The sequence below is a fragment of the Streptomyces brevispora genome, assembly GCF_007829885.1.
GTDB classification, from domain to species: domain Bacteria; phylum Actinomycetota; class Actinomycetes; order Streptomycetales; family Streptomycetaceae; genus Streptomyces; species Streptomyces brevispora.
This window is the reverse complement of sequence record NZ_VIWW01000001.1, coordinates 892,913-916,094: the sequence shown is the minus strand read 5'-3', so window position 1 is coordinate 916,094 and position 23,182 is coordinate 892,913. Positions and strand designations below refer to the sequence as shown.

General features: G+C 69.7%; 19 protein-coding genes. 13 read left to right on the top strand and 6 right to left on the bottom strand.

Annotated elements, in window-relative coordinates; genetic code table 11:
* Nucleotides 1-7 precede the first annotated feature (7 nt).
* Nucleotides 8-931, bottom strand: coding sequence for a rhomboid family intramembrane serine protease (locus FHX80_RS04290; RefSeq protein ID WP_145762919.1), 924 nt, complete (start codon nucleotides 929-931; stop codon nucleotides 8-10).
* Between the two features lie 135 nt (nucleotides 932-1,066).
* Between FHX80_RS04290 and FHX80_RS04285 the strand changes: the two genes are divergently transcribed.
* The 5 genes from FHX80_RS04285 to FHX80_RS04265 all read left to right on the top strand — a co-directional run bounded on the left by FHX80_RS04285 (nucleotide 1,067) and on the right by FHX80_RS04265 (nucleotide 5,367).
* Nucleotides 1,067-1,678: a HutD/Ves family protein gene (locus FHX80_RS04285; RefSeq protein WP_145762917.1), complete on the top strand. Its 612-nt coding sequence runs from the start codon at nucleotides 1,067-1,069 to the stop codon at nucleotides 1,676-1,678.
* Between the two features lie 142 nt (nucleotides 1,679-1,820).
* Nucleotides 1,821-2,327 (top strand): pyridoxamine 5'-phosphate oxidase family protein, encoded by a 507-nt coding sequence (locus FHX80_RS04280; RefSeq protein ID WP_145762915.1) that lies wholly within the window; start codon nucleotides 1,821-1,823, stop codon nucleotides 2,325-2,327.
* 68 nt (nucleotides 2,328-2,395) lie between these two features.
* Entirely contained in the window at nucleotides 2,396-3,007 is a 612-nt protein-coding gene (locus tag FHX80_RS04275; RefSeq protein WP_145762912.1) for a TetR/AcrR family transcriptional regulator, read from the top strand.
* Between the two features lie 292 nt (nucleotides 3,008-3,299).
* Nucleotides 3,300-3,503 (top strand): cold-shock protein, encoded by a 204-nt coding sequence (locus FHX80_RS04270; protein WP_015607926.1) that lies wholly within the window; start codon nucleotides 3,300-3,302, stop codon nucleotides 3,501-3,503.
* A 241-nt stretch (nucleotides 3,504-3,744) separates the two neighbouring features.
* A complete protein-coding gene (locus FHX80_RS04265; protein WP_145762908.1) occupies nucleotides 3,745-5,367 on the top strand; it encodes a DEAD/DEAH box helicase in 1,623 nt (540 codons plus the stop codon).
* A gap of 134 nt (nucleotides 5,368-5,501) precedes the next feature.
* Here FHX80_RS04265 and FHX80_RS04260 read toward each other — a convergent pair whose 3' ends face one another.
* From FHX80_RS04260 to FHX80_RS04250, 3 genes are all read right to left on the bottom strand, one after another.
* Entirely contained in the window at nucleotides 5,502-6,482 is a 981-nt protein-coding gene (locus FHX80_RS04260) for an ankyrin repeat domain-containing protein (RefSeq protein ID WP_244318129.1), read from the bottom strand.
* 51 nt (nucleotides 6,483-6,533) lie between these two features.
* The gene (locus FHX80_RS04255) at nucleotides 6,534-7,442 is read right to left on the bottom strand and encodes a hypothetical protein (protein WP_145762906.1); all 909 of its coding nucleotides are present in this window, start codon (nucleotides 7,440-7,442) and stop codon (nucleotides 6,534-6,536) included.
* A 68-nt stretch (nucleotides 7,443-7,510) separates the two neighbouring features.
* Entirely contained in the window at nucleotides 7,511-9,325 is a 1,815-nt protein-coding gene (locus FHX80_RS04250) for a glycoside hydrolase family 35 protein (RefSeq protein WP_145762904.1), read from the bottom strand.
* Between the two features lie 221 nt (nucleotides 9,326-9,546).
* Between FHX80_RS04250 and FHX80_RS04245 the strand changes: the two genes are divergently transcribed.
* The 3 genes from FHX80_RS04245 (at nucleotide 9,547) to pepN (ending at nucleotide 13,580) form a co-directional block, all read left to right on the top strand.
* Nucleotides 9,547-10,425: a helix-turn-helix domain-containing protein gene (locus FHX80_RS04245; protein ID WP_145762903.1), complete on the top strand. Its 879-nt coding sequence runs from the start codon at nucleotides 9,547-9,549 to the stop codon at nucleotides 10,423-10,425.
* Between the two features lie 25 nt (nucleotides 10,426-10,450).
* The gene (locus tag FHX80_RS04240; protein ID WP_145762901.1) at nucleotides 10,451-10,786 is read left to right on the top strand and encodes a chorismate mutase; all 336 of its coding nucleotides are present in this window, start codon (nucleotides 10,451-10,453) and stop codon (nucleotides 10,784-10,786) included.
* A gap of 289 nt (nucleotides 10,787-11,075) precedes the next feature.
* Nucleotides 11,076-13,580, top strand: a complete 2,505-nt coding sequence (gene pepN, locus FHX80_RS04235; protein ID WP_145762899.1) for an aminopeptidase N — start codon at nucleotides 11,076-11,078, stop codon at nucleotides 13,578-13,580.
* Nucleotides 13,581-13,755: 175 nt separating this feature from the next.
* Here pepN and FHX80_RS04230 read toward each other — a convergent pair whose 3' ends face one another.
* Nucleotides 13,756-14,415: a TetR/AcrR family transcriptional regulator gene (locus FHX80_RS04230; RefSeq protein ID WP_145762897.1), complete on the bottom strand. Its 660-nt coding sequence runs from the start codon at nucleotides 14,413-14,415 to the stop codon at nucleotides 13,756-13,758.
* Nucleotides 14,416-14,602: 187 nt separating this feature from the next.
* On the opposite strand from FHX80_RS04230, the gene FHX80_RS04225 reads away from it, so the two are divergent.
* The 3 genes from FHX80_RS04225 to FHX80_RS04215 all read left to right on the top strand — a co-directional run bounded on the left by FHX80_RS04225 (nucleotide 14,603) and on the right by FHX80_RS04215 (nucleotide 18,865).
* Entirely contained in the window at nucleotides 14,603-15,721 is a 1,119-nt protein-coding gene (locus FHX80_RS04225; RefSeq protein ID WP_145762895.1) for a serine hydrolase domain-containing protein, read from the top strand.
* 322 nt (nucleotides 15,722-16,043) lie between these two features.
* On the top strand, nucleotides 16,044-17,441 hold the full coding sequence (locus FHX80_RS04220; RefSeq protein ID WP_145762893.1) for a pyridoxal phosphate-dependent decarboxylase family protein: 1,398 nt from the start codon (nucleotides 16,044-16,046) through the stop codon (nucleotides 17,439-17,441).
* Nucleotides 17,438-18,865 carry a lysine N(6)-hydroxylase/L-ornithine N(5)-oxygenase family protein gene (locus tag FHX80_RS04215; protein WP_145762891.1) on the top strand — a complete coding sequence of 476 codons (1,428 nt, stop codon included), beginning with the start codon at nucleotides 17,438-17,440 and terminating at the stop codon, nucleotides 18,863-18,865. The genes FHX80_RS04220 and FHX80_RS04215 overlap by 4 nt, the downstream gene beginning before the upstream one ends.
* Nucleotides 18,866-18,944: 79 nt before the next feature.
* Here FHX80_RS04215 and FHX80_RS04210 read toward each other — a convergent pair whose 3' ends face one another.
* Nucleotides 18,945-20,756, bottom strand: a complete 1,812-nt coding sequence (locus tag FHX80_RS04210; RefSeq protein WP_145767063.1) for a bifunctional metallophosphatase/5'-nucleotidase — start codon at nucleotides 20,754-20,756, stop codon at nucleotides 18,945-18,947.
* A gap of 165 nt (nucleotides 20,757-20,921) precedes the next feature.
* Between FHX80_RS04210 and FHX80_RS04205 the strand changes: the two genes are divergently transcribed.
* Both FHX80_RS04205 and pyk read left to right on the top strand, forming a co-directional pair.
* Nucleotides 20,922-21,620 (top strand): SIMPL domain-containing protein, encoded by a 699-nt coding sequence (locus FHX80_RS04205; protein ID WP_145762888.1) that lies wholly within the window; start codon nucleotides 20,922-20,924, stop codon nucleotides 21,618-21,620.
* A gap of 125 nt (nucleotides 21,621-21,745) precedes the next feature.
* Nucleotides 21,746-23,179: a pyruvate kinase gene (pyk, locus tag FHX80_RS04200; protein WP_145762886.1), complete on the top strand. Its 1,434-nt coding sequence runs from the start codon at nucleotides 21,746-21,748 to the stop codon at nucleotides 23,177-23,179.
* Nucleotides 23,180-23,182: the final 3 nt, after the last annotated feature.

The following is a 23,182-nucleotide window of genomic DNA, read 5'->3' as shown; positions in this document are numbered from 1 at the left end:
GGCCGGCTCAGCCCAGCAGCGCCGACGTCTTGAGGGCCACCAGCAGCATCAGCACGGCGAACACCACCACGCACACCGAGGCCTGGACCGTCGTACGGCGCTCCGCCGGGGCGTACGCGTACACCACCGTCACGATGGCACCGGTCAGCAGCCCGCCCAGATGCCCCTGCCACGAGGTGAATCCCGCCGAGATCACCATCCAGAGCAGGAACCCGGCCAGGAACCTGTTCACCGCCTGCATGTCCCGGCCCAGCCGCCGGCTGATGACGTAGAACGCGGCCGCGAGCCCGAAGATCGCCCCCGAGGCGCCCACCGTGTTGTCCAGCGGCGCGATCAGGTACACCAGCACCGAACCGCCCAGCGCGGACAGCAGGTAGAGCGCGAGGTAGCGGGCCCGTCCCAGCTGTTCCTCGACGACCCGGCCGAGGTTCCACAGTGCGTACATGTTGAAGGCGATGTGCAGCACCCCGAACGGCACCGAGCCGAACGAGGACCCGCTGGGCGGCAGGTGCAGGAACGCACCGGTCAGCAGCCGGTACCACTCACCGTCCACCACCCCGATCACGTCGAGGCCGGGGAAGCCGCCGTGAACGTAGACGTACTGGCTGCCGTCCGGACCGGTCAGTCCCGCACCCGTCATCCCGAACCGGTCGACGATCCCCGGGCGCACCAACTCGGCCAGGTACACCAGGATGTTCAGGCCCATCAGCACATAGGTGACGAGCGGCACCGCACTCCTGGCCACCGTCCCGCCGAAGACCGTCCGCGCCTGCCGGACCGACCGTTGCCCCTCCTTCACGCACTCCACACAGTGGTGGCCGACCGCGGCCTCGCGCATGCAGTCGGGACAGATGAAGCGTTCGCAGCGGGTGCAGCTCACATACGTCTCGTACGAGGGATGGCGGTAGCACGTGGTGACGGCGGCCTCCATGGCCGGCTCCTTCATCGGTGGACGGGCAAGAGCGGCCGGTGGGGGGCGGCGGCGATCAAGATAGCGAACCTCCCGGAGCAGGGAACATCCGGGCTTACGCTCGGGTCCCCAACCCGTCGAGACTGGAGAATCCGCATGACCTCCGAGGCGTTCCGGATCCTGCGCGCGGCCGGCCGTGTACCGGCGCACTGGAAGAACGGCGGGGGAGTGACCCGCGAGATCGTCGCTTCCCCCGGCACGGCGACGGGGGAAGCGACCGGCGGTGCGGCCGATGCCTTCGACTGGCGGGTCAGCCTGGCGGACGTGACCGAGGACGGGCCGTTCTCCGTGTTCCCCGGCGTCGACCGCACCCTGACCGTGGTGGAGGGCGCCGGGATGGACCTCATGGTGAGCGGCGAGCACCACATCGTCGACGAGCCGTACTGGCCCCACGACTTCCTGGGCGACCTGGAGACGGACGGCCGGCTGCTGGCGGGCCCGGTCGTCAACCTCAACGTGATGTACCGCAGGGACCGCACGCGGGCCGAGGTGGCGGTCGTACGCGGCACCCTGAGGCTGATGGCGCCCGAACGCGGGGCGGTGCTGGCCGTGGCGCTGGAGGACGGCGCCGTCATCGACGGAACGGACACCGAACTCGGCCGCTACGACGCGGTGTTGCTGCACAGCCGCCGGACGCCGTGCGTCCTGCGGACACAGGGATACGCGGCACTGATCACGTTCACGGGCCACGGACCCGGCGGCCGGTAGCGGCGTCCCCGGGCAGCACCGGGCAGCAGCGGACGGCGCCGGACAGCACCGGCAGCGCCGGACGGCATCCGAACGGGTGGTCCGCGTCATCCGCAGAGGAAACCGGACAGGAGATGTCGGGATTACGGAGTTCGATGAACCCATGACATCGAACTCCTGGGCAGACTTCCGAACCGCGGAGCCGGACTTCGCCGACACCGTGCGCCACCGCTTCCAGCAGTACAAGCACCACGTCCTGGCGACCCTCCGCAAGGACGGGTCGCCCCGGGTGACCGGCCTCGAAGTGGAGTTCCGGCTGGGCGAGCCCTTCCTCGGCATGATGCCGAACTCCCGCAAGGCACTGGACCTGCGCCGCGACCCCCGATTCGCCGTGCAGGCCAACCCCGGCCCCGACGCCGAGATGGCCGACGGGGACGTCCGGATCTCCGGACGGGCGGTCGAGGTGACCGACCCGGCGGTGCTGGCCCACTTCATCGACGAGGTGAAGCCGCCGGAACCCTTCCACCTCTTCCGGTTGGAGCTGACCGAGGTGGTGCACACCGGCATCGAGGGCGGCGACACCCTGGTCATCCGCGTCTGGCGCCCCGGCCGGCCGCTGCGCTCCTTCCGCAGGGGCAACGACGACGGCTCCCTGACCGAGACCTCCTGACGGCCCCGGCAGGGCGTCCCGGTGGCCCGCAGGCGGGCGGGTGAGGCGGCCGGGCGGAGAATGGCCGGGTGCCTACCAAGAAGAAGCCACAGGCGTCACCCTCCCCCGAGCGGCGCGGCGAGCTGCTCGCCACCGCCGCCGAGGTGTTCGCCGCGCAGGGATACAACGCCACGACCGTCCGCGGGATCGCGGACGCGGCCGGAATGCTCGCGGGCAGCCTCTACTACCACTTCGATTCCAAGGAATCGATGGTCGACGAGATCCTCTCCACCTTCCTGAACGAGCTCTGGGAGGGGTACGACACCGTGCTCGGCGCCGGGCTCGGCCCCAAGGAGACCATCGAGGCCCTCGTCACCGAGTCCTTCCGGGAGATCGACCGGCACCGTGCCGCCGTCGCCATCTACCAGAAGGAGTCCCAGCACCTGGCGGGCCGGCCGAGGTTCCAGTACCTCGTCGACTCCCAGCAGAAGTTCGAGAAGGTCTGGCTCGGCACCCTGGAGCGCGGCGTCGCCGACCGGGTCTTCCGCGCCGACCTCGACATCCGCCTCACCTACCGGTACGTCCGCGACACCGTCTGGGTCGCCGCCTCCTGGTACCGGCCGGGCGGCCGGTACAGCCCCGAGGAGATCGCCCGCCAGTACCTCTCGATGGTCCTGGACGGGATCGCCCTTCGCGGCTGACGCGACCCGGGGTCCGACCCGGCGATCTTTGAACGGCTCCGACCCTTGTGCCCCAAGGGCTCACTCGGGCAACAGCCGGCCGGCGGCGTGGCGCGCCCCACCGCTGGTCGGCAGATCGTGCTACGGTAGTCCGGTTGCAGTTTTGGTACCCATGAACTTTATGTGCGCCTGACGGGAATGCTTCCTCAGGCGCTTTATTGTTTTCCGGCTTTCTCCGGGTGGGGCTCAATGCGGCGACTTGGAATTCGTAAAGTGCGGATTTCCGGCACTGCACCTGTTTTAGGAGAATGACATGGCTACTGGAACCGTGAAGTGGTTCAACTCGGAAAAGGGCTTCGGCTTCATCGAGCAGGACGGCGGCGGCGCTGACGTCTTCGCCCACTACTCCAACATCGCCACCCAGGGCTTCCGTGAGCTCCAGGAGGGCCAGAAGGTCTCCTTCGACGTCACGCAGGGCCAGAAGGGCCCGCAGGCGGAGAACATCGTCCCGGCCTAATTGCCGGACGCGTACCTCGCAGCCGGGGCCCGCACCGTGAAGGTGCGGGTCCCGGCTTGTGCTGTCCCTGGGAAGTACGAAAGTTCCGGGCGCGTTCGAGCGCCCCGCACCGGGTGCGACGAAGCACCCCGGGTGCCCCGGGCCCCGCGCATCGCGTGCGGCAGTCCGCATTCTGCGCAGGCCCCGGAAGTCCCCAGCAGTCCCACGTAGTTCCCAGGAATCCCCAGGAGGGCAATTCCGTATGACCCGCTCCGAACGTCAGGACCGTCCCGCCCACAACCGCCCGTCGAGGGGGCGTGGTACGGCCCAGGCAAAGGCAACCGCACAGGGTTCCGGCAAGGGATCCGGCAAGGCGTCGCCCCGTCGCAGGGCCACGCCGCCGCAGGGTGAGTTCGCCCTGCCCGAAACCATGACCCCCGCACTGCCCGCCGTCGAGGCGTTCGCCGAGCTGGACATGCCCGCCGCCCTGCTGAAAACCCTTGCCGCGCAGGGCGTCACCGACCCGTTCCCGATCCAGGGCGCCACCCTGCCGAACTCGCTCGCCGGCCGGGACATCCTCGGCCGCGGCCGCACCGGCTCCGGCAAGACCCTCGCCTTCGGCCTCGCGCTGCTGGCACGCACCGCCGGACGCCGGTCCGAGCCGAAGGCGCCGCTCGTCCTCGTCCTCGTCCCCACCCGTGAGCTCGCCCAGCAGGTCACCGACGCACTGACGCCGTACGCGACGTCCGTCAACCTGCGGATGGCCACGGTCGTCGGCGGGATGTCGATCAGCAAGCAGTCCGGCACCCTGCGCCGCGGCGCCGAGGTGCTCGTCGCCACGCCGGGCCGGCTCAAGGACCTCATCGAGCGCGGCGACTGCCGCCTCGACCAGGTCGCCATCACCGTCCTCGACGAGGCCGACCAGATGGCCGACATGGGCTTCATGCCGCAGGTCGTCGCCCTGCTCAAGCAGGTCGAGCCGGACGGACAGCGGATGCTCTTCTCCGCGACCCTGGACAAGAACATCGACCGCCTGGTCAAGATGTTCCTGACCGACCCCGTCGTGCACTCGGTCGACCCGTCCGCCGGTGCGGTCACCACCATGGAGCACCACGTGCTCCACGTGCTCGACGAGACCGACAAGAAGGCCGTCGCCACGAAGATCGCCGCCCGTGACGGCCGGGTGATCATGTTCGTCGACACCAAGCGTGCCGCCGACCGCTTCGCCAAGCGGCTGCTCGCCAGCGGTGTACGGGCTGCCGCCCTGCACGGCGGACGCTCGCAGCCGCAGCGCAACCGGACCCTGGACCAGTTCAAGAACGGCGAGGTCACCGCGCTCGTCGCGACGAACGTCGCGGCGCGCGGCATCCACGTCGACGACCTCGACCTGGTCGTCAACGTCGACCCGCCCACCGACCACAAGGACTACCTCCACCGCGGCGGGCGCACGGCGCGCGCCGGGGAGTCCGGCAGCGTCGTCACACTGGTGCTGCCCGAGGAGAAGCGGGAGATGACCCGGCTGATGCAGGACGCGGGCATCGCGCCGCGCACCACCCGGATCAAGTCCAGCGACGAGGAGCTCACCCGGATCACCGGGGCGCGCGAGCCGTCCGGTGTCGCCATCGTGATCGAGGTCCCGCAGCCGACCCAGCCGAAGCCGCGTACGCGGTCCGGCGGCGGCACCGGGTCCGGCGCGGGCGCCGGTGGCGGCTTCCGCTCGGGCACGCGTGGGCGCGGCCGACGCGGCGCCGGTGCGGGTGGCGCCGGAGGCACCGGTGCGCAGGGCGCGGGCGGCTCCGGCCGGGGTGCCGGCGCGGGTCGCTCCGGCGGCTCGGGCGGTTCAGGCCGCGGCGGCGCGCCCGCGCGTGGTCGTCGCGCGGCGTAGCAGGTCGTTCTCGGCCCGTCCGGTGTTCGAGGACGGAGCGTCAGCCGGGTGCGCCCGGGTGACACTCCCGTTCCCGAACGCCGGACGGGCCTGTCCGTGCGCCGGACGGGCCCGATACCGCAGACCGGGGCCGGTCAAAGGCGCGGCACGGGTGCCCCCAGCCTCGCCAGTACGTCCGCGCCGAACGCCCGCCGCGACGGGTCACCGCTCACACACCACGCGGCCGCCGCCTGCCGCGTCTCCTCGTCGCCGCGCTCGCGCAGCGCCTCCGCCGACGCGTGCCAGTTGTCCAGCTCCGGGCTCCCGGACCGCAACGCACGCCGCGCCAACTCCTCGAACGGGGCCAGGAGCCCCAGCTCGGTCTCCAGGAGCGTGGCGATCGCGCCGTGCCCCGTCTGCCGGTCCTGTCCCGCGAAGGGCTCCCCGTCCCGCACCAGTTCGACCGTCAGCGTCTCCCCGCCGTCGGCCACGTCACGCCGCACCGAGACCTGGTGCGCGTCCGTGTCCCCGTAGGCATCCCGCAGACCGCCGCGCATCTCCTGCTCCAGGTCCACGTCCAGCACGCGCAGCGCCTCGGCGAGCGCCTCCTCCAGCGCCCCCCGCGGCGCTCCCGCACCGTGCCGCAGCAGCGCCCGTACCGTCTCCAGCGAACCCCGCCGGGTGGCCAGGACCAGTGGCGACTCGCCCTCGGGGCCCGGCAGACAGGGGTCCGCGCCATGGGCGAGCAGCGTCCGCGCGGTTTGCGCATGGCCCAGCCCCACCGCCCAGCGCAGCGCCGTGAACCCGAACTGCTCGGGCAGGTCCGGCCGGGCCCCGGCAGCCAGCAGCGCCTCGACCACCTCGGTGTGACCGCCGCACGCCGCCCCGCAGATCGGCAGATCGCCCGACTCGGGCCCGCAGGCCCGGTCGGGATCCGCGCCCGCCGCGAGCAGCACCCGCACCACACCCGGCCGGTCCGAGACCGCCGCCAGGTAGAGCGCGCTCGCACCGTTCTCGTCGGACGACTCGGCGGGCACACCGGCCCGGAGCAGCCGTACGACGGCATCATCGCCCTCGTACAACGCATCGAACAGGCTCAGCCCGCCCGCCGCCTCCGACATCGGATCTTCCGTCACATTTCGACTGTAATACGTTTCGCACCACAGCCCGTTGCGGGCGGCGCCACCTCAAGTCGTGCAGTCCAGCACCGTACGGCACAGCGCGCACCGGGCCCGAACCCGGCCCCGCACCGGAACCCCGTTGCGCTGAAGGCAGGTTGGGCACGAGAACGCGACCCGGAGCCCGTCCCCGGTGCTCTCGAACGTGTACGAGGCCTCGGGACCCGGCGCCGCGCCCGCACCGGGATGGTCCTGCGCGTACCGCCGGTCCTTGGCGTACCGGCGACGGCCCGCCCAGCCGGCGGCCGTCAACGGCGGCTGCACGTTGTCGCGCAGGGCCTGCGCCCGGCCCTTCGTGTACGCCGTGCACGCCTGCGGACTGGTGAACCACGGCGAGGGGTCCTCATCGAACGCGAGCGCCCGCTTGGCCAGCACGTACCCGAACTCCTCAGGCGTGAGGTAGCCGAGCTTCTGACTGGACGTCGCGTCCTCCCGGAACGCGTCCAGCAGCAGCCAGCCCGCCCCCAGATACGCCGCCGCGGTGTCGGTCAGGATCTCGTTGTCGCGGGTCCCCGGGAACTCGAGACCCAGCCGGTGCAGCAGCACATGCATGACCTCGTGCGACAGCGCGGCACCGATATCCCTGCGATGGGTGCGGAAACGGTCGTTGAGCTCGATGAAGTACTCCGGACCGGCCGCGAGTTCGACACTTCCCGCATGCTCCATCGCACGGAACGCCACGATCATCCGGGCGTCCGGCAGACGCAGATGCTGCACCATCGCCCGCGCCACGCGCTGCGCACCGAGATGCAGATCGTCCGAATCGGCGAACGCGGCATCGGCGGGGAGAAGACTCGGCGCGAAACGGTGGACACCGTCGTACGACAGCCGCCGGTACAGCGCCGTGATCGCCGACCGGACGGTGGCCAGGTGCGGGAAGCCGTGCACCACCGGACTGCCATGGGGGCCGTCACTCACACCCTCACTCCCGTCCCTACCACTTGGCTCCGCCCACTGTAGCGGGGGCGGCACCGAGCGGCCCGGCGTCAGGCGCCCGCCACCTCCGGGACACCGGCAGCGGCCCGCGACGCCGGCCCCGGCCCCAGCCCCACGTACGGCGCACCCGCGCCCTCCACCTCCAGCACCCACACCTCGTTCACACCGTCCCGCAACACCGGACCCGGCACATACAGGGTCCGCTGCGGCCCCGCCGACCAGTACCGCCCCAGGCAGAACCCGTTCACCCAGACGAAACCACGCGTCCAGCCCGGCAGTTCAAGACCCGCGTGCCCGGTACCGCCCGCATCCGCGACCTCGAAGAACCCCCGGTACAAGCCGCCGCGCCCGGACCCGTCGACCGGCACGAACGGGACACCGGCCACCCCCGCCGGACCCTCGAACGCGTCGAGCCGCAGCGCCCGCGCCCGTACACCGTGCAGATACTGGCGCTCGTGCAGCACCCCCCCGGTGATCCCCTTCGCCTCACCCAGCCGCGGCCCGTAGTTGACCCGCCCCAGCGACTCCACCCACAACTCGACCTCGGCGGGCCCGGACACCGGCTCCTCGAGAGCACCGTCCTCCTCGCACAGAACACCCCTGCGGCCCCCGTCCACGTACACCACCGCCCGGTCCCTCAGACCCGACACCCCCAACGTGTACGGCCGACGGGGACCCGGGACATCGACCCGGTAGCGCACCAGACCCCGGTCCACGCCCAGCTCCTCGAACGTGGGCGGCATGCCCGACTCCGGCTGCTCCTCCTCGCCGAGCACCTCCATGACGTCCGGGAGCGGTGCCCATTCGCTCAGCGCGGCCCGCAGCGGAGCCGCGAGTCCGGCGGGCTCGGCCGGCAACTCCGGCAGCGGCCCGTCCGCGTACTCGGCGAGAACCTCCCGGAACAACCAGAACTTCTCCGTGGGCCGCCCGTACTCGTCGATCGGCGCGTCGTAGTCGTACGACGTCACCGTCGGCTGAAGACCCTGGTCATGAAGCGGACCCGCACGGTTGGCACCCGCCCAGCCACCGAAGTTCGTCCCACCGTGCGCCATATAGATGTTGACCGACGCGCCGCACTCCAGGATCTCCCGCAAAGCCCTGGCGGCCCGCACCGGATCACTCACGACCGGCGGCGTGCCCCAGTGCTCGAACCAACCGCACCAGAACTCCATGCACATCAGCGGACCCGCGCCCTGATGACGCCGGAGCACCCGGAACGCCTCGCGCGCCCCCGACCCGAAGTTCGCCGTGGCGAGCAGACCGGGCACCGAACCACCCGTGAGCATGTGATCCTCCGGCCCGTCGGAAGTGAACAGCGGAACACTCACACCGCACTCACCGAGCATCGCGGCCACCCGGCCCAGGTACACCTGATCGGTGCCGTAACTCCCGTACTCGTTCTCCGCCTGCACCATGATCACCGGGCCACCGCGGTCGGCCTGCCGCTCCACGACCTGAGGCAGCAACTCGGCGAACCACCCCCGCACCGCGTCCAGATAACCCGCATCACGCGTCCGCACCCGCCGGCCGAACCGCCCGGTCACCCAGACCGGCAGACCACCGTTCTCCCACTCCGCGCAGATGTACGGTCCCGGACGGACGATCGCCCACAGACCGGCCCGCTGCGCCGCGTCCAGGAAACGGCCGAGCGCCGCCACGTCCCGGAACCGGCCCGGCTGCGGCTCATGAAGATTCCACGGCACATACGTCTCGACACAGTTCAGGCCCATCGCCCTCAGCATCGACAACCGGTGATCCCACTGCGCCTCGTGCACCCGGAAGTAGTGCAGGGCGCCCGACAGCAGCCGTACGGGCCGCCCGTCGAGCCGGAAGTGGTCGTCATCGCCCACCGTGAAGTCAGCCATCGTGCTCGTTCTCTCCTGTGCGGGCGGTCCGGGCAGCACGCACCGCGAACCGGTACCGGCCGAAAGCGGCACCGGTGACGGAGCGGGCGAACCCGGGAGGAATGTCGCGACCCAGCCTCACCCCCTGGCGTGCGGCCGGTCCATGGACAAAGATCATTGCTGTTTGGACGCAACACACCGCTGTCGGAGCAACGACACGGGGACCGGGGGAGCGAAGACCGATGTACCACACCTGGATGCGCTTCTTCACCCCGAGTCCGCTCCACCACCGCCTCGGCCTCGTCTGCCTCGGCGTGGGCCTCCAGCACGGCGCACTGCCCACCGTCGGCCCCCGCACCCTGGACCACCACGTCGCCGTGGTCATCAACTCGGGCAGCGGATGGTTCGCCGGACCCGACGGGCGACGGATACCGGTCACCGGGCCCAGCCTGATCTGGCTGACCCCCGGCACCCCCCACCACTACGGCGCCGACCCGGCCACCGGCTGGGACGAGAGCTTCGTCGACTTCGCCGGCCCCGCCACCACCACCTACACCGAACTCGGCTACATCGAGCCGGACCGCCCCCTCGTCCCGCTCTCCGACACGGCGGCACCCCGGGCCGCCATCGGCCGCATCGTACGAGCGGCGCGGCGCGGAAACCCCCTGCTGGAGGTCGAGACCGGCGCGGCCGTCCACGAACTGCTAGTCGCACTGCGCCGGGCCCGCGCCGACGTCAGCCCCGACGGCGACCCGGTACTCCAGGCTCTGACCCGGGACGCGTTCCAGCCACTCTCCGTCGCCGAACACGCCGCCCGGCACGGCATGACACCCGCCGAACTGCGCACGGCCGTCCGCCGCGGCGCGGGCTGCAGCCCCAAGGACTACCTCCTCGGCATCAGACTCGGCCGCGCCAAGGAACTCCTCGCCACCAGCGATCTGCCGGTCGCGGCCGTCGCCCGCCGCGTCGGGTACGACGATCCGGCGTACTTCTCCCGACTGTTCGCCCGCCGCGTCGGCACGGCCCCGGTCCGCTTCCGCGAACAGCAGGGACGCAGCGTGCCCGGCGGCTGGAGCGACCGCGTGCCCGACCAGGACCACCCGCCGACCATCATTCCGTAGCCCGCTCGGTCTAAGCTCGCTGACCATGACCACGAGCGACATCGACGAGTCCGTACGCGCCGAACTGAACCAGCTGCGCCAGAGCATCGACAACATCGACGCGGCTGTTGTCCACATGCTCGCCGAGCGCTTCAAGTGCACCCAGCAGGTGGGCCACCTCAAGGCCGCCCACCACCTCCCCCCGGCCGACCCGGACCGCGAGAGCCGCCAGATCGCCCGGCTGCGCCAACTTGCGGAGAGCGCCCACCTGGACCCGGCGTTCGCCGAGAAGCTGCTGAACTTCATCGTGGCCGAGGTCATCCGCCACCACGAACGCATCGCTGACGAATCGGCGAACGGGACGGGCGTCGCGGGGGCGTGAGCGCTGTTCCCGCGACTGGTACGGGGGCGTGAGCGCTGCCCCTGCGACCGGTACGGGGCATGATCCCTGCCCCCGCACCGGTACGGGGCATGAGCGCTGCCCCACCGCTCAAGCGGCGGTGAGAGCGGTGGCGAGAGCTGCGGCGTGAGCGGCGGCGTGAGCGGCACCGGCCTCCGCCGCCAACCCGGACCGCGCAGGTGAGCGCACCATCCCACGCTCCTCGCCGAACCACTCAGCCCAGCGCGAAACCCGACTGCACCCCGCACACCGCATACGGCAGCATGGGCGCATGTCCGTACTGATGCGCGACGAAGCGCAGACCCGAGCCCAGTTCCTCGACGTACAGCGGTACACGGTCGATCTCGATCTGACCGCGGGGGAGGAGACCTTCGACTCCCACACCCTCATCCGGTTCACCGCTCTCACGGACGGTGACACCTTCGTCGAGATCAAGCCCGCCACCCTGCGCTCGATCAGCCTCGACGGGCACCCTCTCGACCCCGCGGACCTCGACGGCAACCGGTTCCCACTCACCGCCCTGACCAGCGGTGAACACGAACTCCGCGTCGACGCCGCCATGCACTACTCCCGCACCGGCGAAGGCATGCACCGCTTCACCGACCCCACGGACAACGAGACCTACGTCTACACCCAGCTCTTCATGGAAGACGTCCAGCGCGTCTTCGCCGCATTCGACCAGCCCGACCTCAAATCCGTCTTCGCCCTCACCGTCACCGCCCCCGAAGGCTGGACCGTCCTCGGCAACGGCACCGCCCAGCACACCGGGAACGGCCGCTGGACCATCGCTCCCACACCACCGATCTCCACCTACCTCGTCGCCGTCGCCGCCGGCCCCTGGCACTCCGTGACCACCGAACACGCCGGACTGCCCTTCGGCATCCACTGCCGCCGATCCCTCGCCGCCCACCTCGACACCGACGCCGACGAGATCTTCGACATCACCCGCGCCTGCTTCGACCGGTTCCAGGAAAAATTCGACGAGCCCTACCCCTTCGACTCCTACGACCAGGCCTTCGTCCCCGAATTCAACGCGGGCGCCATGGAGAACCCCGGCCTCGTCACCTTCCGCGACGAATTCGTCTACCGCTCCGCCGTCACCGACACCGAGCGCCAGGTCCGCGGCATGGTCATCGCCCACGAAATGGCCCACATGTGGTTCGGCGACCTCGTCACCCTCGCCTGGTGGGACGACATCTGGCTCAACGAGTCCTTCGCCGAGTACATGGGCTACCAGACCCTCGCCGAAGCCACCCGATTCACCGACACCTGGGTCGACTTCGGCCTCGCCCGCAAGGGCTGGGGCTACGACGCCGACCAACGCCCCTCCACCCACCCCGTCGCACCCGACCCGGCCGCCGTCCCCGACACCGCCTCCGCGATGCTCAACTTCGACGGCATCTCCTACGCCAAGGGCGCATCCGCCCTCCGCCAACTCGTCACCTGGCTCGGCGAAAAGGACTTCCTGGCCGGCATCAACACCCACTTCGCCCGCCACAAATTCGGCAACGCCACCCTCGCCGACTTCATCGACAACCTCGCATCCGCCACCGACCGCGACGTCCACGCCTGGGCCGACCAGTGGCTGCGCACCACCGGAGTCGACACCCTCACCTCACACATCACCGAAACAGACACCACCTGGTCCCTCACCGTCGACCACCAGGGCAGCCGCCCCCACCGCATCGCCGTCGGCACCTACGACCACGCACCCGACACCCAGTCCGGCCCCGACCGGCTCGTCCTGCGCGACCGCTTCGAAATCGGCATCCCCCAGGACGACACCCCCACCACTCACCCCGGCCGCCGCCCCGCCCTCGTCGTCCTCAACGACAACGACCTCACCTACGCCAAGGTCCGCCTCGACCCGGACTCCTTGAACACCGCCCTGCGCAACCTCTCCGGCATCCCCGACGCACTCACCCGAGCCGTCATCTGGAACACCGCCCGCGACATGGTCCGCGACGGCGAACTCGCCCCCACCACCTACATCGACACCGCCCGCACCCACCTCCCGCACGAAACCGACCTCGCAGTCCACCACAGCATCCTCACCTTCGCCGACACCCAGGCCGCCGGACGCTACCTCCGCCCCGAAGACCGCCCGGCCGCCCTCGGCACCCTCACCGCCCTGTGCCGCGACCTCATCCGCCGCACCGAGGACGGCAGCAACCCCGGCCTCCGCCTCGTCGCCGTCCGCCACCTCATCCACGCCGCCACCCAGCCCGACACCATCCACGGCTGGCTCACCGAGGGCACCGTCCCCGGCGGACCCGAACTCGACCCCGAACTGCGCTGGCGCATCCTCACCCGCCTCGCCGCCCTCGGCGCCGTCGACGAATCCACCATTGCCGCCGAACTCGACCAGGACCCCAGCGCCACCGGCCAGGAAGGCGCCGCCCGCTGCCGCGCCGCCCTGCCCACCCCCGAGGCCAAGGCCGCGGCCTGGCAGGCCATGTTCACCGACGACAGCCTCTCCAACTACCTCTTCATCGCCACCGCACAGGGCTTCTGGCAACCCGAACAGACCGACCTCGTCAGCGACTACGTCCCCCGCTTCTACCCGGAAGCAACCGCACTCGCCGTCCGCCGCGGCCCCGCCATCGCCGAAGCCACCGGACGCTGCGCCTTCCCCACGTACGCCATCGACGCCAACAGCCTCCACCTCGGCGAACAAGCACTCACCGACCAGGCACTCATCCCTGCCCTGCGCCGCAAACTCGCCGACCAGATCGACGACCTGCGCCGCGCCCTCGCCGTCCGCAACGCCCACTGACCCACACCCGAAACACCCGCACCACCCGTGCCTGGCCCGCCCTCACCACCGAGGGCAGGCCGGGCACACCCGTGCGCGGGGACGGGGCACCGAGGAGCGGCGCCGAGGGGGAGTGCCGGCAGTCGGCCGGTCGCCGGTACTGCCGGGCCGGTCGGCATGATCCGGACGAGGGACCCTAGCCCGAGTGGACCGCGGCCTCGACGTGGGCGAGCTGGGCGGCGAGGAGCTCCACGAATGCTTCGCGGCGGTCCACCCCGAGGGGGCGGATGTCGCGGGCGAAGTGGGACAGGGCGGGGAAGCGTTCGGGGTCGGCGCCGAGGACCGCGACGCGGAACAGCTCCATGCCCTGTTCGTACTCCTGGGGGGTGATGGTGCTGACCCCGGCCTCGGAGGCGATCAACGCGGAGAGGAGAACCGCGATCCGGTGATAGTGCGCCGGGATCTTCTCGTCGGGCAGCCCTGACGCCCGCAGTGCCTGCAGCACCTCTTCCATGACCAGCCGGGAACCGGTGCCGCTCGACGCATGGCGCCCCCAGACCGCGGCGAGCTGGGGCTGCTGACCGAAGGCCTCCCTCACCCGCAGGCCCAGGGCGGTGATGCGCTGCTTCCAGTCGCCCTCGGGGCGGTAGCCGTCCATGGCGGCCAGAAGAATCCGGTCGGCGACCGCGCGCAGCAGTTCGGTCTTGCTGCGGAAGTGCCGGTAGAGGCTGGAGGAATCGGTCCCGAGGGCCGCGGCGAGCTTGCGCACGCTGAACGACTCGGCGTCGCCCGTGCGCAGCAGATCCGCCGCCGAATCCAGGATCTCCTCGGTCGACCAGCGCCTTCGCCCAGTCATCCCGCTCCTCTCGTCGGGTCCCATTCTAACTGATGCACTTGGTGTTGCACGCACCGCGTGCATAATGAGGACAAGGGTGTGCCGAGCAGCCGGCAGCAGGGCTTGCCGGCATGCCACCCGTGCCCCGTCACCCGGGTCGGGCGACCTGTGCGGAGCCCATCCCGGGAACCACGAAAGGACGCATGCCATGAGGAACCCACTGGATCCCGCGGAGCTGGACGCCGCCATCGAGAACGTCCACCGCGCGGGAATGCCGGGCCTGTTCGCCGAAGTACGTGACGGCGACCAGATCTGGCGCGGCGCCGCCGGTGTCGCCGATACCGCCACCGGCCGCCCCGTCACCGCAGACATGCGGCACCGCGTCGGCAGCATCACCAAGACCTTCACCGCCGCCGCGGTGCTGCAACAGGTCGAGAGCGGCCTGATCGGCCTCGACACACCGATCGGCCACTACCTTTCGGGGCTGGTACCCGGAGAGCGCGGTGACGCGATCACCGTCCGGATGCTGATCAACCACACCAGCGGTCTCGCCGAGTACCTCCCCTACGCCTACCCCTCCCTCAAGGCGTTCCCCAGGCTCGCCGACACCGGACCCCAGAGCCTGGACGACAACCGGTTCACCCGGTTCCACTCCACCGACCTCATCGAGAGGGGAGTCGGCGCACCTGCCACCGGCGCCCCGGGCAGCACACCGGGCATCTACTCCAACACCAACTACCTGCTCCTCGGCGAACTCCTGGAACACGTCACCGGCACCACGGCCCAGCAGTGCATCACCCGAAACGTCATCGAGCGCGCCGGACTCCGGAACACCGAACTCCCCACCGGGCCGTACGTCGACGGACCGCACTCACAGATCTACGAGTCGTGGCTCGGCATGATCGACCCGCCGCGCGACTACAGCGTCTACGACATGTCGTTCGTGGGACCGGCGGCCTCGCTGATATCGACCGTCACGGACCTCAACCGCTTCTACGGCATGCTGCTGGCCGGCGAGATCGTCAGCATGTCATCGCTGGCCCAGATGCAACGCACCGTCCCGGTCGTCTCCCAGGAGGGAAAGACGATCGAATACGGCCTCGGCCTGTACCCGACCGAGGCTCCCGGCCAGGCCACCTTCTGGGGCCACGGCGGCACGGCCTGGGGCGCGGGAGCGCTGACCATGACCCGCGCCGACGGCAACCGGCAGATGTCCGTCGCGCTGAACCTGCAGAGGTGGAACACCCTCGACCCCTCCGGCAATCCGCAGCCCCACCCCATCGACGCCGCCCTCGCGGCCCTCTGCCGCGTGGCGATGTACGGCTGACCCGAACCGGAGAACGTCCCCCCAAGGCGCCACCGCGCGCCCGGAGCACGCCGCCGGGGCCGGGACCACCGGTCGCTCCCGGAGCACGTCCCCCGGGCACCCGGTGGCCCAGACCCCGGCGTTCGTGCGCCACCGCAGCCTGCGGAACCTCCTCAACAGCCCACGAACAGCCGCACCTATACCACCCGAACCCCCACCACCCCGCCCTCCTCGCACACCCGTCCCCCGTTCGAGTTCAGATCACCGGGCTCACCGGCCGCGCCACCCGAAACCCGGACAAGCTGGGATGTCCACCCATGCGCTCCGAAGGGCCACCACCGCCATGCCCACCCCGCCCCTCGCCGGAGGCACCACCGGCCCCGCCGCCCTGCGCCCCCTCATCGACACCGTCCTCACCGCACTCCACGACGGCGCCCACCGACGCGACGGCCCCCTCCCCGCCGGCGGCCCCGACACCGTCACCCCCCACCTGCGCACCGCCCTCCACCCCGTCATCCCCGACCACGGCACCGGCGCCCACCACGCCCTCACCACCCTCATCAACGCCCTCACCCAAGGCGCCGCAGACCCCGCCGACCCCCTCTGCGCAGCCCACCTCCACACCCCACCCCTCGCCCTTGCCGCAGCAGCAGACCTCGCCGCCTCCGCCCTCAACCCCTCCATGGACTCCTGGGACCAGGCACCCTCCGCCTCCGCCCTCGAAGCCGACCTCACCGCCGCACTCGCCGCCGAGATCTACCCCCACCACACCGCACCCGACGCCCTCGTCACCACCGGCGGCACCGAAGCCAACCAACTCGCACTCCTCCTCGCCCGCGAACGCCACGGCACCATCCAGACCATCAGCGGCACCAACGCCCACCACAGCATCACCCGCGCCACCTGGCTCCTCGGCCTCCCCGAACCCATCACCGTCCCCGCCCCCACCGGCGTCATCGACCTCACCGCCCTCGACGACACCCTCGCCCGCCTCCACGGACCCCTCCTCGTCACCGCCACCGCAGGCACCACCGACACCGGCCAGATCGACCCCCTCACCGACATCGCCGACCTCTGCACCATCCACGGCGCCGAACTCCACATCGACGCCGCCTACGGCGGACCCCTCCTCTTCAGCCCCACCCACCGCAACAAGGTCCACGGCCTCGACCGCGCCCACAGCGTCACCCTCGACCTCCACAAACTCGGCTGGCAACCCGCATCGGCAGGCATCCTCGCCGTCCCCGACCACCACCACCTCGACCCACTCCACCACCACGCCCCCTACCTCAACGCCGACGACGACACCGAAGCCGGCCTCCCCGACCTCCTCGGCCGCTCCCTGCGCACCACCCGCCGCCCCGACGCACTCAAAATCGCCGTCACCCTCCAAGCACTCGGCCGCACCGGACTGGCCGACCTCATCGACCGCACCTGCACCGCCGCCCACCAACTCGCCGACCTCATCGCCAAAACCCCCACCCTCGACCTCTACGACCGCCCCACCATCACCACGGTCCTCTTCCGCCCCACCCACACCGTCGACCACACCGTCGCCACCATCCGCCGCACCCTCCTCACCCGAGGCCACGCCGTACTCGGCCGCACCCACACCAACGGCCGCCTCTGGCTCAAAGCCACCCTCCTCAACCCCCACACCACCCCCCACGACCTCCAACAACTCCTCGACCTCGTCACCCACCTCGCCACAGAACTCGCGGAAGGCAGCACCCCCCGATGACAGCCCGGCCAACCCGGCCCACCCCCGAAACCGACCAGCCCCACGACCTCGTCGGCATCGGCATCGGCCCCTTCAACCTCTCCCTCGCCGCCCTCGCGCACGGCATCCCCGGAACCCCCCACCCAATCGCCGCCACCTTTTACGAACAACGCCCCGCCTTCCACTGGCACCCAGGCCTCCTCATCGACGGCGCCAGCCTCCAAGTCCCCTTCCTCGCCGACCTCGTCACCCTCGCCGACCCCACCAGCCCCTGGACCTTCCTCAACTACCTACGCACCCGCGACCGGCTCTTCCCCTTCTACTTCGCCGAACGCTTCCACATCCAACGCGCCGAATACGACGCCTACTGCCGCTGGGTCACCCAACAACTCCCCGGCCTCCACTTCAGCCACCAGGTCGACGCCATCCGCTGGAACGCCGAACAAGCCCTCTTCGAAGTCGACTTCACCCAACTCGACACCCACGGCGAAGCCGAAGCACTTGGCCGCACCCACGCCCGCCACATCGCCCTCGGCGTCGGCACCGAACCCCACATCCCCGAACCCCTCAAACCCCTCGCCGAAGCCGGATCAGTCCCCGTCATCCACTCCGCCGACTACCTCCAACACCGCGAACAACTCCTCAACGCCCCACACATCACCGTCATCGGATCAGGACAATCCGGCGCCGAAATCTTCCTCGACCTCCTCCGCGCCCGCCCAGCCGGCCACGAAAAGCTCCACTGGCTCGCCCGCACCCCCGCCTTCGCACCCATGGAGTACTCAAAACTCGGCCTCGAACACTTCACCCCCGACTACACCCGCTACTTCCACGCACTCCCCGAACCCGTACGCGACGAACTCGTCCCCCACCAATGGCAACTCCACAAAGGCATCGACCACGACACCATCACCGCCATCCACGAAGAGCTCTACCGCCGCACCCTCCACGGCGGCTGGCCCGACGCCACCCTCACCCCCGGCGTCTGCGTACGCACCGCAGGCCGCGTCGCCACCACCCGCGTCGAACTCCACCTCGAACACACCCAACAAGCCACCCGCTCCCGCCTCACCACCGACGCCGTGGTCCTCGCCACCGGCTACCGCGAACGCCCCCTCGACCACATGCTCGACGGCCTCCACACCCACCTGCGCCGCGACAACTCCGGCCGCCCCCGCATCGACGACCAATTCCGCCTCGACCTCGACCCCACCATCACCGGCAACATCTACGTACAGAACGCCGAACGCCATACCCACGGCGTCGGCGCCCCCGACCTCGGACTCGCCGCCTGGCGCAGCGCCACCATCCTCAACAACCTCACCGGCACCACCCCCTACCACCTCCCACAACGCACCGCCTTCACCACCTTCGGCCTCACCCCCCACACCCCGAACGTCCCCGCCCAAGCCCCCACCCTCACCCCCCTCGTCCAGAGCAACTGACACCCCCGCCCCCACACCGGCACACAGAAAAGCGGCCGCCCCACCCAAAAGGAAAGGAGACGGCCGCCCCACCACAGACCTAGAACACCGGCGTACCGTCCCGCGTCAGCCGCCAGTCCACCGAAGCGAACTGCGCACCATCCACGGAACCCTTCGCCTGCACCCAGGAAATGATCGTGTTCCGGATCTCCTCCGAATTCGCCCACAACTGCTTCGCACCCGGAACATGCGGGAAGTTGCCCCCACCGCTCGCCCGGTAATTGTTCACCGCCAGCACGAACTGCGCAGCCGGATCAATCGCCTTGCCCTCGAACGAAAGACCAACGATCCGCGAACCATTCGGCTTCGCAATATCGATGTCATACGTCAGACCCGACACCGCGTCATAGTTGTAATCCGGAGTGTTGTTCGCGTTCGTCAGCTTCGCCGGATCCACCGGAGCGCCCGGCGCCGTCTGCACGTAGTACCGCGCCGAGAACTCCAGATAGTCCTTGATCTGCGCACCCGTCAACAACCGCGCCTCAAGCGTGTTCTCGAACGGATAAAGACCCGCCGCATCCTTGATCGTCACATTCCCGGCCGGAATCTGCGCCGTACGCGAGAAGCACGACGCCTGCGACAGCACCGGCAGCGCCGCATACTCGCCACCCGCCAACGCCGCCGCCACCGTCTCCGCCTGGACGACGTTGATCAGATCGATGATCGGCTCGTCCTTCCAAGCCGCCTCGGCCGTCGTCATCGCCGCCGTCGACGTGCCGATCACCTGATTGACGTACGCCACAACCTTCTTGTGCTCGTCCGCCAGCATCCGCGTGATCCTCGGGTCCTCCGCCACCGTGTTGGAGTTCAACACCTGCGAACCCGCCTTCTCGACCACCCAGCGGCCCTTCTCCCACACCAGGTCGAAGTCGAACAGCGTCAGCCGCTGCCCCCACTTCAGCGGCTCGGAGAGCACCACCTTCTTACCGGTCTTCTTGTTCTCCACGAAATACTCGGGGATCTCCAGATGCGCATGACCCACCAGAATCGCATCGATACCCGGCACCTGCTCCGCCACCAGACCCGCGGCATTCTCCACGTACGGAATCTGGTCACCGTACGACGACGTCCCACTGTTCCCCGAGTGCGCCGACACGATCACCACATCCGCGCCCATCGAACGCAGCCGCGGCACGAACTTCGCCGCCTGCTCCTCCAGCCCCGGGAACACCATCTTCCCGGCGACATTCGCCTTGTCCCAGATCGCGATACCCGGATTCGTCAGCCCCAGGATCGCCACCCTCACATCCCGGCCGTGCGGCGTACGCAGCTTCTTGATCACATACGGTGCGAACGCCGGCTTCAGCGTCTTCGCGTCCAGCGCGTTCGCACCCAGCAGCGGGAAGTCGCACTGCTCCTCGAACTTGCGCAGCACCGGAATGCCGTAGTTGAACTCGTGGTTGCCCAGCGCGGCGGCGTCATAGCCGATCGTGTTCATCGCCTGCGCCATCGGGTGCACCGGACCACGCTTCGCCGTGATCGGATCGATCTTCGCGTAGTAGTACGACAACTGCGTGCCCTGGATCGTGTCACCCGCATCGATCATCAGGGTGTTCTGACGGCCCTTCTCCCGACGCACCTTCTCCACCAGCGTCGAGATCTTCGCCAGACCGATGTCGTTGTGATCCTTGTCGTCGAACTCCTTGTCCGTGAAGTAGTCCCAGTTAAAGACATTTCCGTGCAAATCGGTCGTACCCATCACGGTGAACGAGTACCGCTTCTGCGGACGCCCATGGCCGTGCTCATGCCCGCGCCCATGCGCCTCGGCCGGAACCGCGGCACCGCCCGCGATCGCGACACCCGCACCGGCCGCGGCCGATGTGCCCAGGAACGTCCTTCGGTTCAGCGGCATCTTGTCTCCCACATCTCAGTTCTCTCCGTACACAACGCGCGTAGACCCCGTGCACGCGTGGACAACGCGCGTAGATAATCACCCACGCACGGCACCCGGCAACACCCCTCGCAGGTTTCGTTTCGATGACCACCAGCTGACGCACCCGAGTGCCACAGTGAACCCATGACCCAGACCCCGTACCCCTACGGCACCCCCGACCACCCCCGCCTCGCCGTCCGCGGCGAGGCCCACCTCGAATTCGACCCCGAAACCGCCCGCGTCGGCATCACCGTCAGTGCCCGCGGAAAAGACCGCCGCACCACCCTCAACGACCTCACCCGACGCAACACCACCGTCCTCGAACTCGCACACACCTACGGACAAGCCATCGAAAAACTCGAAACCGGCACCCTCTCCGTCACTCCCGAACTCACCCGAAGCGGCCGCGACGAAAAAATCCGCGCCTACCACGGCCACGTCCACATCACCGCCGTACTCAACGACTTCACCGCACTCGGCGAATTCACCACCCGCGTCGCCGACCTCGACATGACCCGCATCGACGGCCCCTGGTGGGCCCTGCGCCCCGACTCACCCGCCCACGGCGAAGCCCGCCGCCAAGCCGTACGCGAAGCCGTCCAACGCGCCCGCGAATACGCCGACGCCGTCGGCGCCCGACTCGCCGCCCTCGTCGAACTCGCCGACCTCGGCGCCGAAAACGCAACCCCCGCCATGCCCACCGCCGCCGGCGGCCACGCCCACGCCCGCGGATTCGGCGGCCCGGCAGCCGAACCCGCTCTCGCACTCGACCTCGAACCACAACGCCAGACCGTCCACGCCCAGGTGAACGCCCGCTTCACCATGACCCCGCCAACCCTCTAACCGAAATGCTCATCAGAGCACCCCGCCGCACAATTCAACACTTGTCAAAAACCCTTCACCCAAAGGTTGTTGAGCGGACATCCAGAGCCAATTAACTACCCGTAGGTAAGGTCTAGGCTCAAACCATGCGCCGAGCAAAAATCGTTTGCACCCTAGGACCCGCCACCGACACATATGACCAGATCAAGGCCCTGGTCGAAGCGGGTATGGACATGGCCCGCCTCAACCTCAGCCACGGCACCTACGCCGAACACGAAGAGCGCTACCACCGAGTACGCAAGGCGTCCGACGAATCCGGACGCAGCGTCGGAATCCTCGCCGACCTTCAAGGCCCGAAGATTCGCCTCGGACGCTTCCGTGAAGGACCCGTACTCCTTGAACGCGGCGACCCCTTCACCATCACCGTCGAACCCATGGAAGGCGACCGCCACACCTGCGGCACCACCTACCAAGGCCTCAACACCGACGTCACCCCCGGCGAACACATCCTCATCGACGACGGCCGCGTCACCCTCGAAGTCACCCACATCGACGGTCCCCGCGTCCACGCCACCGTCATCGAAGGCGGCATGGTCTCCGACCACAAGGGACTCAACCTCCCCGGCGTCGCAGTCTCCGTCCCCGCCCTCTCCGAAAAAGACATCGACGACCTCCGCTGGGCCCTGCGCACCGGCGCCGACGTCATCGCCCTCTCCTTCGTGCGCAGCGGACGCGACATCGAACCCGTCCGCCGCATCATGAACGAGGAAGGCCGCCAACTCCCCGTCATCGCCAAGATCGAGAAACCCCAGGCCGTCGAGAACATCGACGACATCGTCGCCGCCTTCGACGGCATCATGGTCGCCCGGGGCGACCTCGGCGTCGAAATGCCCCTGGAACAAGTACCGATCGTCCAGAAGCGCGCCATCAATCTCGCCAGGCGCAACGCCAAGCCGGTCATCGTCGCCACCCAGATGCTCGACTCGATGATCGACAACTCCCGCCCCACCCGCGCCGAGGCCTCCGACGTCGCCAACGCCGTCATCGACGGCACGGACGCGGTCATGCTCTCCGGTGAGACCAGCGTCGGGAAGCACCCCATCGAGACGGTCCGCACGATGTCCCGCATCGTCGAAGCCGCCGAGGAGGACATCCTCGCCAAGGGCCTCCCGCCGCTCACCGACCGCAACAAGCCCCGCACCCAGGGCGGCGCGGTCGCCCGCGCCGCAGCCGAGATGGGCGACTTCCTCGGCGCGAAGTTCCTGGTGGCCTTCACGCAGAGCGGCGACACGGCCAAGCGCCTCTCCCGCTACCGCTCACCCATCCCGCTCCTGGCCTTCACCCCGGACCCGGCCACCCGCTCCCAGCTGAACCTCACCTGGGGTGTCGAGACGTTCCTGGGCCCGCACGTGGAGTCGACGGACGCGATGGTGGCGCAGGTCGACGAGGAACTGCTGAAGATCGGCCGCTGCCGGAAGGGCGACGTCGTGGTCATCACCGCCGGCTCCCCGCCCGGCCTCGCCGGCTCGACGAACCTGGTGCGGGTGCACCACATCGGCGAGGACGACAGCCCGAAGTAGCGG